Source organism: Aporhodopirellula sallentina SM41, assembly GCF_000346505.1.
GTDB lineage: Bacteria > Planctomycetota > Planctomycetia > Pirellulales > Pirellulaceae > Rhodopirellula > Rhodopirellula sallentina.
Genome location: NZ_ANOH01000099.1, coordinates 1 through 15,797, shown reverse-complemented (window position 1 = coordinate 15,797; position 15,797 = coordinate 1). Strand labels below are relative to the sequence as shown.

Here is a 15,797-nt window from a genome sequence, read left to right as displayed (position 1 = left end):
CTGATTGAAGTGCACGCTACCAGCGTCAATCCGATCGACTATCGATTGCGGAGCGGCGAGATGAAGGGATTGCTGCCCGGTGGATTCCCACGTGTGCCGGGTTACGACGTCGCTGGCGTTGTCGCCGACTGTGCCGACGACGCTCCGTTTCGCGTTGGCGATCGTGTCATGGCGTTCTTGAATTCGGCGCGCGGTGGTGCCTGTGCAGAATTCGCCGTCTGCGCGATCGATGCGGCCGCGAAGCTGCCCGACGACTTATCGTTTGAAAAGGCCGCCGCCATGCCGCTCGCCGGCACCACGGCTCTGCAATCACTCCGCGATCATGGAAAGATGGAACCGGGAGACCGTGTCTTGGTCAACGGCGCGAGCGGCGGGGTTGGCATGTTCGCCGTTCAAATCGCGAAGGCCTACGGTTGCTTTTGCACCGCGGTCGCGAGCAGTGACAACCGCGATTTCTGTCTGTCGCTCGGCGCGGACGAGTTCATCGATTACGAACAAGTCGACTTCACCGAATCGAGCAAACGTTGGGATGTGATTTTCGACGCCGCCGGAAAATCGGGGTACTGGGACGCGAAAGACGTGATGAATCCCGGCGGGCACTACGTGTCCACCGAACCCGATGTGAAGGGCATGCTGACCACGGTGCTGACGTGGCCGCTGTCCAAATCAGGAACAGTGATGTTGGCACAACCGCGATCCGACGATCTGAAAGAACTGATTCGGTTGCGGAAAGCCGGCAAACTGCGGGTCACGATCGACAGTCGTTTCGAATTGACTCAGTGCGCCGAGGCTCACCGGCGAGTCGAGTCAGGCGTGGACCGCGGAAAGGTGGTGATGACGCGCGGCGTCGCCTAACCGGCAACGCGAATCAGCGCGACAACGAACCGGAGGGTTGGTTTCATCGGTTTGGCCAAATGTTTGAGTGAACGGCAAAGCGATAGCTGCCGGTTGGTGGCGTCAACATCGTCGGCGAAAACATTGCTAATCATGAAATCAACGGTCTGGAACCGGTATCCGCTACAAAGGGTACACCACTTACCACCCGATCGAGATTTCATGCGTCCGCACACTGCCACGCAGCGTTTGTGGATTGGAAGTGCGTTACAATGCGATCGTGTTACGAGAACCGGTCGACTGTGATACCGGTTGGATCATCTTCGCACGTTCCTTTGTCCACTTCCTGCACCGCATGCCATTGCATCACCTGTTACATCGATCGATCTGCGTCGGATTGCTGGTTCTGCTCTCCGGATCCGCTGTCGCCGACCAAGTCGTCTTTCGCGATCTGCGTGACGGAAAAGTCGCAGGAGGCAAACGGGTCGTTGACGGAGAAGTTTTGGTTGAGGCTGCTGATGGCGGCGTGTTGCTGCGAGGGGACGACGGACGCATTTGGTTGATCCAACCCGAACAGATCACTCACCTCGAGGAAAGCCCGCCTCCCGAACCGGTCGATGCCGATGAGATTGAACGCCGGATGCTCGGGGAACTGCCCGGCGATTTCGCGGCGTTCCATACCTCGCACTACGTGATCCTGCATCAAGGCAACACGGAATACGCACGCGACGTCGGGACGTTGTTTGAATCGTTATACCGAGCGTTTTTTGCATACTGGAAAAACCAGCGTGTCGCGTTGGAAGAACCCGAGTACCCGCTCGTGGCGTTGGTCCTTCGCGACCGGAACGCGTTTTTGAAACACGCGGGCAACGAGATCGGCGAGACCGCTCAAAGCGTGATCGGTTATTACCATCTCGAAAGCAATCGGATGACCACGTACCGGGTCCAAAACATCGAACGCAACATCGCAACGATCATTCACGAGGCAACGCATCAACTCGCCTACAATTGCGGACTGCAAACACGCTTTGCCGACAACCCGATGTGGGTCAGCGAAGGTTTGGCGATGTTCTTTGAGTCCCCCGACCTGAGCAATCCACGCGGTTGGCGGGGCGTGGGACGCGTCAACATGGTTAATCTGCGACGATGGCGACGCTACCAGCCTCGCCGCCCCAAAGATTCGCTCGTGACGATGGTCGCGGATGACTCCCGCTTTCGATCATCCGCAACGGCCGAAGACGCGTATGGCGAGTCGTGGGCGTTAACTTACTTCGCGATTCGAACGATGAAGAAACAGTACATCGCCTATCTTCAAGAACTCAGCAAAAGCGAACCTCTGCGCGAGCGGACTGGGCGAGAGAGAATCGAGATGCTCGAGTCGGCGTTTGAGATGTCGATCGATGATCTCGATAAGAAATTTGTGAACTACATGATGCGTGTCCGCTAACGTCGGCCTGGCGCCGAATCGCTTTCTCGGACGATGCGAGAACCGTTTGACAACATGCGTTTGAGACGGCTCACCGGAAACGAAACACGCCCGCGAGGCTTTCCGCGATCCGGCTCCAAATACTCTGCGGCGGAGTTGCGATTTTGACTCGGCCGCTTGCACCGACCAACCGAATCGGTGCGACGGACTGGTCTTCGCCCGCTTTCTTTTCTTCATCTGCTTTCTGCACTCTGCCCGTTTCGTCCAAAGCAGGATCGTCCAAAGCAACCGACACCAGATAGCGAGTGTCCGGCGTCAACTGGCCTCTTGCTGATCCAGGATGATCCCGGCGGTGAGCGTCGACGCTCGGATCAAAACGTTCTTCGGATATTCGTTCGACACGACCTTGGATGCGCTCCGCTGGCGTTGAATCCCAAATCACGGTGGCCGGCATTCCGATCTTTACGCGGCTGACTTCGACAGAATCCAACATGACTTCGGCAACCCAGCGATCATTCGCCACGAGGCTGAGCAATTCAGTGCCGGGTTCAAAGAAGCATCGCAGGTTCTCGGAATCGGTCGGCCGTCCCGTCCATGACGCTAGTCTGACGCCGTTTCGCACCAGCGCGGGCGAGCGGTCCGCATCGGGATCGAGTACCGCTCGGTCGAGTTGATTGTTACCGGAGTCGATCGTCGAGGAGCCTTGCCCGCTGCGGTTGCCCGCCGCAGCGATCACGGTGCCCTCACACAACGCGGTCACCGTCAGCGAATCGATCTTCTTCTTCGTTGCCGCCACCTCGTCACGCAATTGAGCAAGCATCTCTTCAGCGGCGGCGAGGTGATCGGTCGCTTCGGGAACGAGTGTTTGTGATTGACGCAACGATGCGATCCGGCGCTCCTGCTCAGCGAGCTTACCCTCAGCATCGACGAGCCGTCGTTCCAACCCGGGATTGTCGAGCTCGACGAGCACATCGCCGCGGTCGACGTGATCCCCGGGCCGCACATGCAGTTTCGACATCACACCGCCCGCGGTGATGTAGACGCGTTCTTCGTGCGACGGCATCAACCTCGCCTTCGCGACGACGCTGCGTGGGAAGTCGATGCATCCGATCGCGATTACGGTGATCAGGGCGATCGTCGTCAGCATGAGACGTGACATTCGAATTCTTCTCCTCGACGAGGGGTCAGACAGGAATTTCCAAAACGGCACCATGGCCGAGACCAGCATGGTCGCCACGGCAACGACGGCGGCAACCTGTCCGACGATCGCGAGCCCATGAGGACGCAGCGCGTACCAAATAAAACCGATGATCGCGAACATCAGACCCCATCGGTAAACCAACGCGGCGATCGCGTAGAGCAGCAACCACGTCGACTCATCGACACGTTCGACCGGTTTGTGCGGGTCGTTCACACCGAGGCAAATCCGCCGGAGACTCCCCGTCAAACGTCGGTTGGCTCGCATTCCGAGGTTGGGCACATCGGTCAGGTCAGAGAGCAAATAGTAGCCGTCGTATCGCAGCAACGGGTTGGCGTTGAAGAGCACCGTACTGACGCCACAAACCAACATGACATGCGACGCGATCGTGTGGACCACTCCCGCCGAAGAATACAGCCAAACCCAAATCGCCACCGACGCGATCATCACTTCCGTGGCGATCCCCGCGAGCGAAACGGCGGCCCGCTTCCAACGACTCGCCAACATCCACGACGCCGACGTGTCGCAGTACAGTGCGGGAGTGAAAACCAACAACATCGGCCCGATCCCCCGACACCGTGCGCCGAACCTCTCCGAGACCGCGGCGTGCCCCAATTCGTGAGCAATCTTGGTCGAACCAACAACGACGGCGAGCAGAATCGCGTTCTCGAACGTCATCCACTGCGAAGCGGTGGGCAGTTCGGCGACGAATCGCTGACGATGAACCACCATCGTGATCAACGAAACAGCAACAAACGCGGCCCCTACGCTAACGCCAACCGACGATAACAATGGACGAGCAATCGGATTGATCCATCGCATCACCGGAGCCGGGTCGACGCTCGGAAACCGAATGAACAACCACTGCGCCATGGTCGACATCCATCGCCGTCGACGGTCACGATCCGACCGTAACAGCAACGACGCACCTTGGTTCGCGGAACTCGAAACCGCCAAACCACTCTCGTGGAATCGAAATAGCAATGCGTTGAGCTGCGCCGGCGAAACTCTTCGATTCGGATACCGATTCTCGTAGGCGTCGCGAAGGTCATTGAGCGAACAATCGCCGTCGAGTCGACACAGCAGGAAGTATTCATCTTCGCGCAGCCGGTGGTACTTGCCCGCGACGGGATCGTGCACGTTGACGCTCGCGTTGTGCCGGTGCGATACCCGCACGGCTTTCAAACCGATCTGATGCCGGATCCCGAGTGGACGACTCGCCGAAGTATTCCGATCACTCACGTGACGCCCCACCTATCGGAACCGAAACAGCACGTTGCGATGGAACCACGCAATCAAATCGTCGCTGAGCGAATCGATCAAACGACGCTGCGGGCAGACGATCTTGGCGGTCACGTCGATGTCGCCGCGGAAACCATCACGATGCAAAAACGGCGTCGATTCCGAATCCACCAACGCGACCACGTCGACGACGTTCACCGCATCGGATCGACGCCGGGCGACTCCTCCGATTCGCGAAAGCTCCGCGTGAAACGTTTCCGTCGGCTGCGACGCGACCGCGAATCGCACGGGCAGCCGATCACCGTGTTGATGCAACGTCATGACCTCACCGGATTTGGTTTCGTCGAGATGAAGATCGAGTTCCCATGCACCCTCGACCGCGACCAACGCAAACAAGCGGTCTCCGCGATTGATCGGTCGCGAGCGGAGCTTTTCATCGAGCCGCCAACCAACGACCACACCGTCGATCGGTGCAACAATATCAAGATCACCACGCATCGCTCGGTTGATCTCGAGCCGACGCCCAATCGTGTGAATTTCGTTTTCGAGAGCCCCCTGTTCGATCGCGTTCTCCGCAGTCGCTCGCGGGTCGTTGTCACCGACGAGCTGCATCGCTCGCAACGAAGCGAGCTTCTGCGTCGCCGTCGCGAGTTGCCCCGACAACGACTCGGCTTCCCGCGTCAGCTCCGCGTTCTCGAGTCGCACCAAGACATCGCCCGATGACACCGAATGCCCGTCCCGAACCAATACTTCTTTCACCACGCCTTCGACCGCCGAAAAAATCGCTCGTCGTTCCGCAGGCCGTGCCACACCGGTCGCGACAACCGTATGGTCGACGCGGATCATCCACCCGGCAACCGCGGCAGCGCCGACCAACAACGCGATCGCGATCAACCAATTGCGAACCGTCGCGCGGGCGAGTCCAGCGAGCGGGCGGCGTACCGGCAGAGCAAACACTTCATCGTAACGGCGCGAATTGCTGATCGCGGTGGCGGCTTCCTTCCCGACTTCGATTAGACCTCGCGAGATACCATGGTGGTCACCGGAGAAAGTTTCCAACAACAGAATCGACAGCGGTGCTCGATCCGACGCGGCGTTGACGGCAGTGTCCGCACCGACCGTATCAAGCGGGTGCCCATCTTCGGCGATGTCGCTTGACGCTACGGGTTCGTAAATTGGCAGCACCGTGACGCTGAGAACTCCTGACTCATCGAGGTACTCTTCCAACGCGTCCTCAATCTGCGGCGGTAGATTGCTATCCGGCGGCAAATCGGGATCGTCTGCGACCGCCGGTGGCAACACAATCGGTTCGCCCAACACGGCAACCTTCTCGGCCAAACGGTTCATGGATCGAACCAACGGAGCACGTCGATCCACGACAGACGATCCGCTGATCGCGGTGACTTTGTACTTGGGACGTTTTGAATTTCGTCGCACCACCGACAACACCACCGCTCGGTCGCACGACAGCAATCGGGGCAACTCCGATGCGATCGTGTACGCCGTCGCGGTCGGATCGAGCGAATCATGAAACCGCCGCAACGAAGCCCGCACCTGCATGTTTCGGTCGAGTTCGCCTGCCGTCGCGATCGCATTCGCACTGACGTTCCCTGGCACATGGGTGAGATCAACCAACGCCTTGTCCTCTGAACTGCCCGTCGAATCTTCGCCGTCCGGTTCCGACGACGCGGCCGATTCATGAAAACGTGTGGCCTGTGACGCGGCCGAAATGTTCGACAGTGTTTTCATTGCGGGCAGCATTTGTGCCGCGTTTCGTTGTTCGCTTTGTACGACTGCTAAACAGCATCGTTGCGGCCCCGGTAGCAACTCCACGCTCAACCCGCCGCACGCACGCGATTCGCCGCCGGGCATCACAATCCCGCTCGCGGCGAGATCGCTCTGAACGCTAATCGACGACACCGCCGACGTTGCCGAATCGAGGATGGATCGGATTTGATCGCGATCGATTCCTACGGCGACCGCTTCCTCTCGCACCAACATCCGCGGTTGGCTCCACCGCGAATCCTTCACCGCGACCAGCGCCGCGTGCAACGTTTCGGCCGTGTAGGCGGCAACATGCTGCAGGAACTCATCCCGACTGCCGGACTGTTCCGCAAGACGCTCGACCTCCGCGGCGACATCCACAGCACCCGCACCGCGGGCCCCGGACTGCGAACCAGACGGCGAGTCGGCGACGGATTTGACGGACGTGGACGGATGGCTGGACATGCCATTCAGGATACACGCCGCGTCGAAATTCATCGCGTTTTGTTTGGTGAAAACGCGATCGGACGGGCGAATTCAACGCCCCGCGAGCGAAATCGCCCGAGCCAGAATCGGATTTTCCGGTTATGCGGGTTCGGTCGCCGCCGACAGCTCCGCCTGAAGAATCCTCACCACGCCGTCGCTCTCGGGCGAATCAAATTTGCAAAGCGGTTCGCTCTCGGACCGATCCGCATGCAGCACTTCGCTTCCGAACCAAACGCCGTTATCGGTTCCCATCAGCAAAACGTTCTCGGCATCTCGAATCATCCGCGTCGTCATCGGAAGACGGCGAACGTGGATGCCACGCGTTTTCGCCACGGAAATCACAAAGTCCTGCGTCACGCCCGGTAGAACTCGATCCTCGGGTGCCAAGACGATCTCGCCGTCGACGATCAAACCGACATTCGCAATCCCCGACTCAGTCCACGTTCCATCCGAGTCACGCAGCAATCCCGTTGGCACCGAGCCGACGGAGTGTTGTTTCGCGATATCCCGAGCCATCTGGTCCGCGAGATAGTAGTGCAACCGACAGCGGACTTTCGCCTGCCGCGGCCAACATGACGGATCGGGCTGCGTGACCGTAGTCAGCACAACGGCCTGCCCTTCGCGTCGACGTTGGGCGACCAGTTCATGATCGATCGGATTGAGATGCATCGCCATCGAAGGAGCCGCATCGGCTCGCTCGCCGGGCGTTACCCAAACCGTGATCCCAACGTCGCCACATGATTGAACCAACGACGCGTTGCGGCTCAACAGTTCCTGAACCCTTTCGGTGAGTTTCACCGGGCCGAACCAATCATCACCGGCTGGTTCCTTGATTCGCAGGCAACCGAGCGTGCGCTGCAATCGCTGCCAATGCTGCGGCATCCGAAAGGGCACTCCCCCGTAAGTTCGCAACCGCTCCACGGCCGTTACCGCTTGTCGAAACCCGAGATCATCGACCGGCAACCGCACATCGTGATACGGCCCCCATCCGGACCGGCCGAGTCGCTCGCAAACAAAGAAAGCCTGATGGTTTTCGAAATCGTTCGTGCTTTGATCCATTGCGGCTTTCGGGCTACTCGTGGTGCGTCACGATCGAGAACGACGGTTGAACGCCGTAGCAAAATTCGCCAAGACGTTCGGCAATTCACGCCCCCTCCCGAAACTCTTGGCGGGCTGTTGATTTATTCGTTTAACCCGTGCCCGAAGGGTAGGTTGTGTTGCGTCAAGCGTCGCCTACGGCTACCGGTTAAACGAAAACAGGTTGACTCTCGATTAAATCGACAAACTCTTGGCGAGTTTCGCTACTCCCCAATGAAGCTTTGACGTACCACGACGATTCCGACGTCGCCTCGATTTCGGGGGCGACTCAGGAACCAACGGCGGTTGCGTTTTCAGGTGAGACCATGACCGGGCGGGAGCGTTTGGAATCCTTCGCCCGCCTCCACAACTTCATGATCGCCGAGGTCAACGACACCTCCGACGTTTTATGGTACACCGAATCGGCAGGCAAACCTTCGGTCAACCGCCGGTGGGCCTCACCAAGATTGTGATAGGGCAGACGCGGGAACAGGTGGTGCAGTGCGTGGTAGCGGGTTCCCACCGGTCCCCACAATTCCGTGAACCAGGGCCGCTCGGGGAAGTTAACACTATCGAGAAGTTGTTCCTCGAAAGTCATCTCCCCACCATCATTGTTCCATCGGTGAGCACCGAGCGTTCGGAACTCATTGAGCACGAGGATCCCAACACCAACGCTGTACGCGATCAGCCAAAACGGGTCGATCCATCGGTCACGCATGATCCCACCGCGGATCAAGAACCAAACGCACCATGTGAAACACAACACCTCTTGCATGATGACGATTCGCATCAATTTCGGTGACGCGTCGGGCCGTTCGTAAAAGGGGTCAACCAACATAGTCGACATGTGACGGTGCACGAACGGTCGCAGTCGCGGGAACACCCAACAAATCGGGCTGATCACGGCAAAACGCAACAACGCCAACAGCGGCAAGAACAACGCTTGAACAATGAACCCGACAATCAACCACGGACTGCGATTGGCCAGCGGCAGGTACTCGCCGTCATGATCGGTGCCGTAGTGTTTCCGCCGATGGTGATCGACGTGCGGGTAATACAAGAACGACGGCACCAGGAAGAAGATCCCACAAAGGGCGTTCCAAGCGACCCGAAAGAACGTGAACCCTTTCTCCGGCAAATGCACCAATTCGTGAATGAACATCAACGCCCGCATGTAAAGCAGGATCGTGACGACGTAACTGACCCCGATGACCGCGATCACCCACGGTTCGAATCCATAGAAATACGGAGCCCAAAACATCGTGTGCAGCGTCAGGTGCCCGAGAATGATCGAGCAAAGAAAATCGACCCAGTAAATGGTTTGGTTGGGACGCTGCAGGTCAGCGATCAGCGAACGAGCCTGCGAGAAACGAAACGGGTGGCAACTCGGTGCTTTTTCGGTCTGGTTCATCAAAGAGTTTCCGATGGAAGCCGTCCAATCACGGCAAAAAAATCCGTCGATTCGGGAAACGCACGACACCGCCTACTGTGCAAATTCCAACAAAACATCGACTCACACGACAATCCACCAAAATAATTCGTTTTGGGTCAAGATGAGCGCATGACCAGTATTTTTAGCCAATCCCTTCCGAGCGAACCTCCGGCTGATTTCTCACCGCACACCGTGAATGTCCCCCGTAAGGTTTGAATTCATCAACGCACTCATTCACGGCCCCGGCCAGGACAAGCCCGGCAGGAGAGCGAAATTTCCGGAGCCCATGGGGGTAGCTATCAGTTGCCCCTTCCGCCGGGTCAAGCCCGACGGAAAGGCCAAGATGCCATCATGTCACGCGTTTCCGGCCGGGCTTGTGCCGGCGGAATCAACGCCGCTCCCCGCAGCCCTGCCTACCCGACCGCGCAGAAAAAAAGCGTCCGGTGTCTTTCCGGACGCTGAAAAGTAGCGATGAGCGGACTCGAACCGCTGACCTAAGCCTTATGAAGACTCCGCTCTAACCAACTGAGCTACATCGCCTTGGAGTTCACGAGAACGTAACCGAACGTTCCGCGTTGGCAACCCCGAGAGAGCACAAAAATGTCGCTCAGGTTCGCTCGCGAAAACAGGTATCGTCCTCGAGAAGGCGGAAACTTACGACAAATCTTCTTATTTGAAAAGACGTCTCTATCGCTGTCTTTGCAGATCGGTGGATATGTCGTCAAATCGCCCGTTTATGTATATTCTGCCCCGACAGCACCGCAAATCCGTTTGCGTCATTTTATCCCTGAAAACGAGGAAAGTTGGTTGCACACCGAACCGACTAGCGAATCGCCCAAAACATCAATCCACTCGGCGAAAAACCAGAGCTCCGGTGGATCGCCCACGAACACCGACGCCAACACGGCGAACGGTGCCGCACTCGCCAAGGGGACCGTCACCGCTCGCGGCCGAATGGGACGGGTCGCTGGGGTGCGGATCGCCGGCACAGGATCTTACGTGCCCGAAAACTGCGTCACGAACGAAGACTTGGCCGCGCTCGGGTGTGACAGCGACTGGATCGTCCGCCGCACCGGAATCCGCGAACGACGCCACGCCCGACCGGACGAGGCGACCAGCGACATGTGCTACGAAGCTGCACTGCGTTGCCTGGAAAACAGCAACACAAAAATCGATGACGTCGACCTGATCATCGTCGCGACCATCACGCCCGACCGTCCGACACCGTCGACCGCCTGCCAAGTCCAGAGCATGCTCGGTGCGTCAGCCCCGGCGATGGACATCTCCGTCGCGTGTTCGGGTTTCACTTACGCTCTCGTGACGGCGGCTCAATTCGTCGCCGCGGGCAACGCGAAGAATGCGTTGGTGATCGGCGCGGACCTGATGAGCCGCACGGTCGACCCGGACGACAAGAAAACGTACCCGTTGTTCGGCGACGCGGCCGCCGCAACGTTGTTGACCGCTTGCGAAGCTGATCCAACCTCAGACGACTCACCGGCATCAACCAACTCGAACGAAGCCTCGCCATCGATTCCAGACGACGGAATCATCAGCTACCAACTCGGCAGTGAAGGACGCTTTGGCGATCTGCTCTGCATCCGTGCCGGCGGCAGCCGTAAACCGCTCACCCCGGAAGCACACGCCGAAGGGGACCAGTACATGAAGATGGACGGACGCGCGGTATTCAAATGGGCCGTACGTGTCGTCGATGAAAGCGCGAAAGATGTGCTTCAGCACGCGTCGGTTGCTCCCGAGGAACTGTCGCTGTTGGTGCTGCATCAAGCGAATCAGCGAATCATTGACTCAGCGGTTTCCGATCTCGGCGTTGAACGATCCAAAGTCTTCGTCAACCTGGATCGGTTCGGCAACACCTCCGCCGCCAGCATCCCGCTCGCGCTCGACGAAGCCGTCCAAGCAGGAAGGCTGCAGCGTGGCGATCTCGTCCTGATGAGCGGCTTCGGCGCAGGCCTCGCCTGGGGCACGCTGCTGATGCGTTGGTAGCCGCTTCTTAAAGCGGTGACAGATTTGAAACTCCTGTCATCACAAAAAAACAAGCAACCCGCGAGATGTCGACTGGCTAAACGCAGCCTCTGGTATTGGACGAGGCAACGAGTCCTTCCCCACGAAGGGACTCGTGGCCTCCTGTCTGTTCTGTCTGTTACCCACAAGTTTCTTCACGCTGAAGGCGTTTTAGCAATTAGACGGCGGTTGTGCTGCGACCATCTTCGGGGTCGGTCAGAACTTCGTACGATCGATCTCCCCAGGCGCGCTAACGCGACCTGGTGCTAATTGCTTGAAATCCCTCCGGGATAGAACCGACTTGTGGGCAATCAACAGCTCGTGGCCTCATCCAACACGGTCCACGTCCCCGGTGAAGCTACCCCGGTGGTTTTGCCCTACGCTCGACCAAAGGCTAATCGCTTAACACACCTCTGGCGTGAAGAAGTGGCAGAAAACCAACAGCCACATCCGATGCGGCTCAAAGGGCTGAAAGTCAACACGCTACCACTGCGGCAACTTTGAGAACGCGTCTCTGATTTCGCTTGCGATCTCTTCGGCCGGTCGCTTGCTCGCGTCCACTCGCATGTCGGCGACCTCGCGATACAGCGACTCGCGTTGGTTCATCACGTCAATAACCTCGTCGACCACCGACTTGCCGGTCAACGACGGGCGGCGTTCTCTCGTGGTCGCGTCTCCTGCGATTCGGTCAGCGATCGTCGCCGGATCGGCGTCCAACCAAACGCACCAACCCGTCCGCATGATCGTTCGACGATTCATCGACCGCAGAATCGCTCCGCCGCCCAACGCGATCACCCGTTTCGGTTGGCCCGCGACCTCTTCCAAGCATTTCGTCTCGCGATCGCGAAACCCGGTCTCGGTTTCCCTGGCGAAAATATCCGCGATGCTCATGCCTGCCGTCTCTTCGATCACAGAATCGAGGTCGCAGACAGGTAACGCGAGAGAATCACCCAATAGTTTTGCGACAGTACTCTTGCCGCACCCTCGATACCCGGTCAAATAGAGATGTGGTCGTTTCATAGTGGCAAACATTAGGCGATCGGATTATTCACGACAACAAGGCGGGTGGCCTCATGACCGGTAAATTCTTTTTGTTCGCTGTCGCAGCGATCGCATTCGTCATAATCGACAACACACTGAAAACGGACGGCGGACGAGGGACTGAAAAAGTCGCCGGCGGACGGGAAGCCAGCGAGCTGGTTCTGCCGATTCGGGCCGTTGCTGCCCTGCCGCAGGAAGGCGACGAAAACGCGACCATGCCGAACACCGGCATAGAAACCGAACCCGGCGGCCAACCGGAGATCGACGAAAAAGACATCCCCGAGGCACTGCAGGGAGACTTCAAAACCAGCGACATCGCCGCGGCCACCGCTTGGGCCGAGCAGTTGCACATCGCCGATTGGCTCGGCCCCCTCGCACCTTTGGCGCTGTCCCCTTTTTTTGGCGTCGCCTGTTTGTCGGGACTCGCCCTGTGGGGGCCGGAGTGGATCACCGACAACGCGCTGCTGAACAACTCCGGGCCACTGTGCAGCGTTCCGTTGTTTGCCGTCTTCGCGATCCTCGCCTTGCTGACCAGCCTGCCACGTTTGTCGAAAGTCAGCAAACCGTTCGCTCAGGCGATGGACCGTGTGGAAGCCTACGCCGTCGTGATTATTTTGCTCGCGATCAAACTCTCGGCGAGTTACTCCACCGGCGATGTCGACAACAGCATCGACTCGGCCATCAATGGCGGACTGCAAACAGCGGGCCTTAGCAACCCGTTCGTGTTTCAGGCGGGTATCCTCAGCTTCACCGCCGAGACGCTCCTGATGATCGCCATGGCGATTAACCTGTTGGTCATCAACAGCGTCAAATTTTTCTTCGAGTTTTTAGTATGGCTGACCCCATTTCCGACCGTCGACGCGATCTTTGAAATCTGCAACAAAGCGATCTGTGCGGTTTTGATGTCGATCTACGCGTTCAGCCCCACGCTCGCAACGATGATCAACCTGTTCGTGCTTTTGATCGCACTGATCATTTTCCGATGGACCGCGCGGCGGGTGAAGTTCTACCGCACCATGTTGCTCGATCCCGTGCTCGCTCGACTTTGGAAATCGTACGCCGTGCCGGGACGCCAAGGCCTCGTCGTCTTCCCGCACGATTCGATCGGCCCGTTCCCTGCGAAGAGTTGCCTACGCTTGGTTCGTGACGGCGGGTCCTGGTCGCTCGTGCCGACATCATCCTGGTCGCCGCTCTCGTGGATGCCGGTTCCCGGTGGCGGTGGACGACAAGGCGTCGTCCTCTGTGAAAAGACACAACCGCGACTCGTTCCCGGATGGCTGACTCACACCGTCGAAGTTCGGCTTCCCGATGAAGCGTCCACGGCCGACCAACGATGGACTCTCACAACGAGCCGTCGGCATGATGAGCACTTCAACGTGCTCGTCGAAACGCTGAGCATCGAGATGGTCGACGAAACTCCCGAGCAGAAGAGCGACTCCAAAGTCGAGTTCGCGTAAAGCTCGCATAAGGTTTCGAAGCCGACACGGCCGACGTGCCCGTCACCCCGACACGTGCCATCAATACGGCTGAGAAATCGGCTCGGTTTCTTGACGCCATGGCTGCAGTCGACCGATCCGTGCAGCGGGCTGGGTCGTTTCGTCAATGTTAGCCGGATCCGTCGTTCCGCCCGGCAACGCGTGACTCGGCGGACGCAGAATCTCGAGCAAGCCCTTCGTTTGACCTGACAGCGGGATCGACACGCTGTGGGGCGGTGCGACCAATCGAGCGAGATTCGTTGCCGGCAACCACCCGCCCCGCGACAACACGATCGGTTGACCACCGGCGGAAACCACCACGTCCGAGGGCAACCATTCGCGACCGGGCAACCCGCGACAGATTCCCTCGACCCGCAACTGGGCCGCGTACAAATCGAATCGCAACGCCAACGCGTCGAACGCAAAATCGTCTTGGATCGGCGTCGTCAATTCGCACCCGAGATCTTCTGCGAGTCGCGGCAGGATCGACGAAGACATCCACCCTTCGTTTGCGATCAATTGCCCAGCCACGTTCACCGAACCGTCGCGATCGAGTTGACAACGGTCGACTGAAATTTCGCCCCGCCCGGTTACACGATGCGGCAAATCTTGGGTCAACTGGCCCAGGTCAACATCGCGGAAGTGACCCGCCAACGAAACCGACCATGGGACGGACGCCATTCCGTCCTGCCGCGACGCGCTCACGGTTCCGTCGAAAGTCGCGTCTGCACCGAGACGCTCGAGAAACGGATAGTAGTCCGACATCACCGCGAGCGGCATCCGCAGTTCCCCGGTTTGCACGGACCATGACGTCATCGGTGGCGACGCCGATCGGTCGCGCGTCACCTCAATCTGAACGCCTTCGCTGTCCGGTCGTTGGCCGGCGGGAATGCAACGCACCGTCGCCCAAACCACGTCCTCACGGGTTTCCAAATAAGCATCGAAATCTTGCAGAGTCTGCGCAGTCGACTGACCTCGCAACGTCACGTCGTCGGCCGCGATTCGAACCGGCACCCGAGTCTGGTCGGGCCGACACAGAAATCGGTGGTGAATCATCGTAGCAGCTTGATCGAGCGTCTCGACGCGGATCTCCGGTTGGCTCAGCCGAATCACCGTACTGTCGGATTGGGAGATCCACCGGACCGTCCGAACGGTCGCCACGGGCCGCAAAGTTTCGGGATCGGCCAAACGAACATCGGATAGTTGCCAAGTCGTGGGATCCGCTCGCTCAAAATCCCCGATCTCGACATGCAATCCGGTCAGCAGCGACACGTGCTCGGCGAGAGCACGGCGGGCACGGTTGTGGTACCACGGCGTCCACGTCACCAAGATGGCGAACATCGTCAAAAACGTCGGCACAGCGCAGCAACCAACGAACAGCCATCGAGCGATCGCTCGCGTGGTTCGTTCGTGCATAGCAGAGGCGTCCTGAACGGGAAAAATGCGGTCAGCCATCTTGAAAGCTAACGAATTTCACCGTCTCGGCGGAAGTGAAGTCCCAGGGAATTACAAGGCAAACCCTCCGCCAAAACGCCCAAACCACCCAACCCCGCACGATCAGACCAGTTCGCATCCCCAAAGTGAGCCAAACGGCCGTAAGGCCTCGGGAAAAATCGCCAACCGATTCTCCACACCCAACCCCGAGTGCTCAAGCACTTCGGTTCAAACGCTTGGGCGAGGTGCCACATAGGTCCGCATCTCCGAGGCGGACAATCCACGATCAATCTCGCCAGCAAATTCAATGACTGTGAATCATTGAACTAGCCAACGCCTGCACTCGGTCTTGGAAAGACCGAGCTACGT

General features: G+C 58.7%; 10 protein-coding genes and 1 tRNA gene. 4 read left to right on the top strand and 7 right to left on the bottom strand.

Translation table 11 applies throughout. The features are described from left to right. Together RSSM_RS05875 and RSSM_RS05870 are read left to right on the top strand one after the other, a co-directional pair. Nucleotides 1-855, top strand: an 855-nt coding sequence (locus tag RSSM_RS05875; RefSeq protein ID WP_052335991.1) for an NAD(P)-dependent alcohol dehydrogenase, incomplete at its 5' end; no start/stop codon positions are given. A 235-nt stretch (nucleotides 856-1,090) separates the two neighbouring features. Next, entirely contained in the window at nucleotides 1,091-2,281 is a 1,191-nt protein-coding gene (locus RSSM_RS05870; RefSeq protein WP_008675598.1) for a DUF1570 domain-containing protein, read from the top strand. A gap of 70 nt (nucleotides 2,282-2,351) precedes the next feature. Here the strand turns inward: RSSM_RS05870 and RSSM_RS05865 are convergent, their stop codons facing one another. From RSSM_RS05865 to RSSM_RS05840, 5 genes are all read right to left on the bottom strand, one after another. Further along, on the bottom strand, nucleotides 2,352-4,700 hold the full coding sequence (locus tag RSSM_RS05865) for an HlyD family efflux transporter periplasmic adaptor subunit (protein WP_008675596.1): 2,349 nt from the start codon (nucleotides 4,698-4,700) through the stop codon (nucleotides 2,352-2,354). A 12-nt stretch (nucleotides 4,701-4,712) separates the two neighbouring features. Further along, on the bottom strand, nucleotides 4,713-6,962 hold the full coding sequence (locus tag RSSM_RS05860) for an efflux RND transporter periplasmic adaptor subunit (RefSeq protein WP_008675595.1): 2,250 nt from the start codon (nucleotides 6,960-6,962) through the stop codon (nucleotides 4,713-4,715). A gap of 87 nt (nucleotides 6,963-7,049) precedes the next feature. Then, nucleotides 7,050-8,009 carry an aminotransferase class IV gene (locus RSSM_RS05855; RefSeq protein ID WP_008675593.1) on the bottom strand — a complete coding sequence of 320 codons (960 nt, stop codon included), beginning with the start codon at nucleotides 8,007-8,009 and terminating at the stop codon, nucleotides 7,050-7,052. Nucleotides 8,010-8,316: 307 nt separating this feature from the next. Further along, on the bottom strand, nucleotides 8,317-9,438 hold the full coding sequence (locus RSSM_RS05850; protein WP_008675592.1) for a fatty acid desaturase family protein: 1,122 nt from the start codon (nucleotides 9,436-9,438) through the stop codon (nucleotides 8,317-8,319). 487 nt (nucleotides 9,439-9,925) lie between these two features. Then, nucleotides 9,926-9,999, bottom strand: a tRNA-Met gene (locus tag RSSM_RS05840). Between the two features lie 60 nt (nucleotides 10,000-10,059). On the opposite strand from RSSM_RS05840, the gene RSSM_RS05835 reads away from it, so the two are divergent. Next, nucleotides 10,060-11,460 carry a beta-ketoacyl-ACP synthase III gene (locus RSSM_RS05835; RefSeq protein WP_008675590.1) on the top strand — a complete coding sequence of 467 codons (1,401 nt, stop codon included), beginning with the start codon at nucleotides 10,060-10,062 and terminating at the stop codon, nucleotides 11,458-11,460. Between the two features lie 501 nt (nucleotides 11,461-11,961). On the opposite strand, the gene RSSM_RS05830 is transcribed toward RSSM_RS05835, so the two are convergent. Next, nucleotides 11,962-12,498, bottom strand: coding sequence for a shikimate kinase (locus tag RSSM_RS05830; protein WP_044301306.1), 537 nt, complete (start codon nucleotides 12,496-12,498; stop codon nucleotides 11,962-11,964). 53 nt (nucleotides 12,499-12,551) lie between these two features. On the opposite strand from RSSM_RS05830, the gene RSSM_RS05825 reads away from it, so the two are divergent. Beyond that, nucleotides 12,552-13,976, top strand: coding sequence for a hypothetical protein (locus RSSM_RS05825; protein WP_008675586.1), 1,425 nt, complete (start codon nucleotides 12,552-12,554; stop codon nucleotides 13,974-13,976). Nucleotides 13,977-14,036: 60 nt separating this feature from the next. Here RSSM_RS05825 and RSSM_RS05820 read toward each other — a convergent pair whose 3' ends face one another. Then, nucleotides 14,037-15,410 carry a hypothetical protein gene (locus RSSM_RS05820; protein ID WP_008675585.1) on the bottom strand — a complete coding sequence of 458 codons (1,374 nt, stop codon included), beginning with the start codon at nucleotides 15,408-15,410 and terminating at the stop codon, nucleotides 14,037-14,039. Between the last annotated feature and the right edge of the window lie 387 nt (nucleotides 15,411-15,797).

What these genes read in the sequence shown, in the direction of transcription:
- RSSM_RS05860 (WP_008675595.1), bottom strand. Translation starts at nt 6,962, where the DNA reads ATGAATTTCGACGCGGCGTGTATCCTGAATGGCATGTCCAGCCATCCG.
- RSSM_RS05855 (WP_008675593.1), bottom strand. Translation starts at nt 8,009, where the DNA reads ATGGATCAAAGCACGAACGATTTCGAAAACCATCAGGCTTTCTTTGTT.
- RSSM_RS05850 (WP_008675592.1), bottom strand. Translation starts at nt 9,438, where the DNA reads ATGAACCAGACCGAAAAAGCACCGAGTTGCCACCCGTTTCGTTTCTCG.
- RSSM_RS05835 (WP_008675590.1), top strand. Translation starts at nt 10,060, where the DNA reads ATGTCGCTCAGGTTCGCTCGCGAAAACAGGTATCGTCCTCGAGAAGGC.
- RSSM_RS05830 (WP_044301306.1), bottom strand. Translation starts at nt 12,498, where the DNA reads ATGAAACGACCACATCTCTATTTGACCGGGTATCGAGGGTGCGGCAAG.
- RSSM_RS05825 (WP_008675586.1), top strand. Translation starts at nt 12,552, where the DNA reads ATGACCGGTAAATTCTTTTTGTTCGCTGTCGCAGCGATCGCATTCGTC.
- RSSM_RS05820 (WP_008675585.1), bottom strand. Translation starts at nt 15,410, where the DNA reads ATGCACGAACGAACCACGCGAGCGATCGCTCGATGGCTGTTCGTTGGT.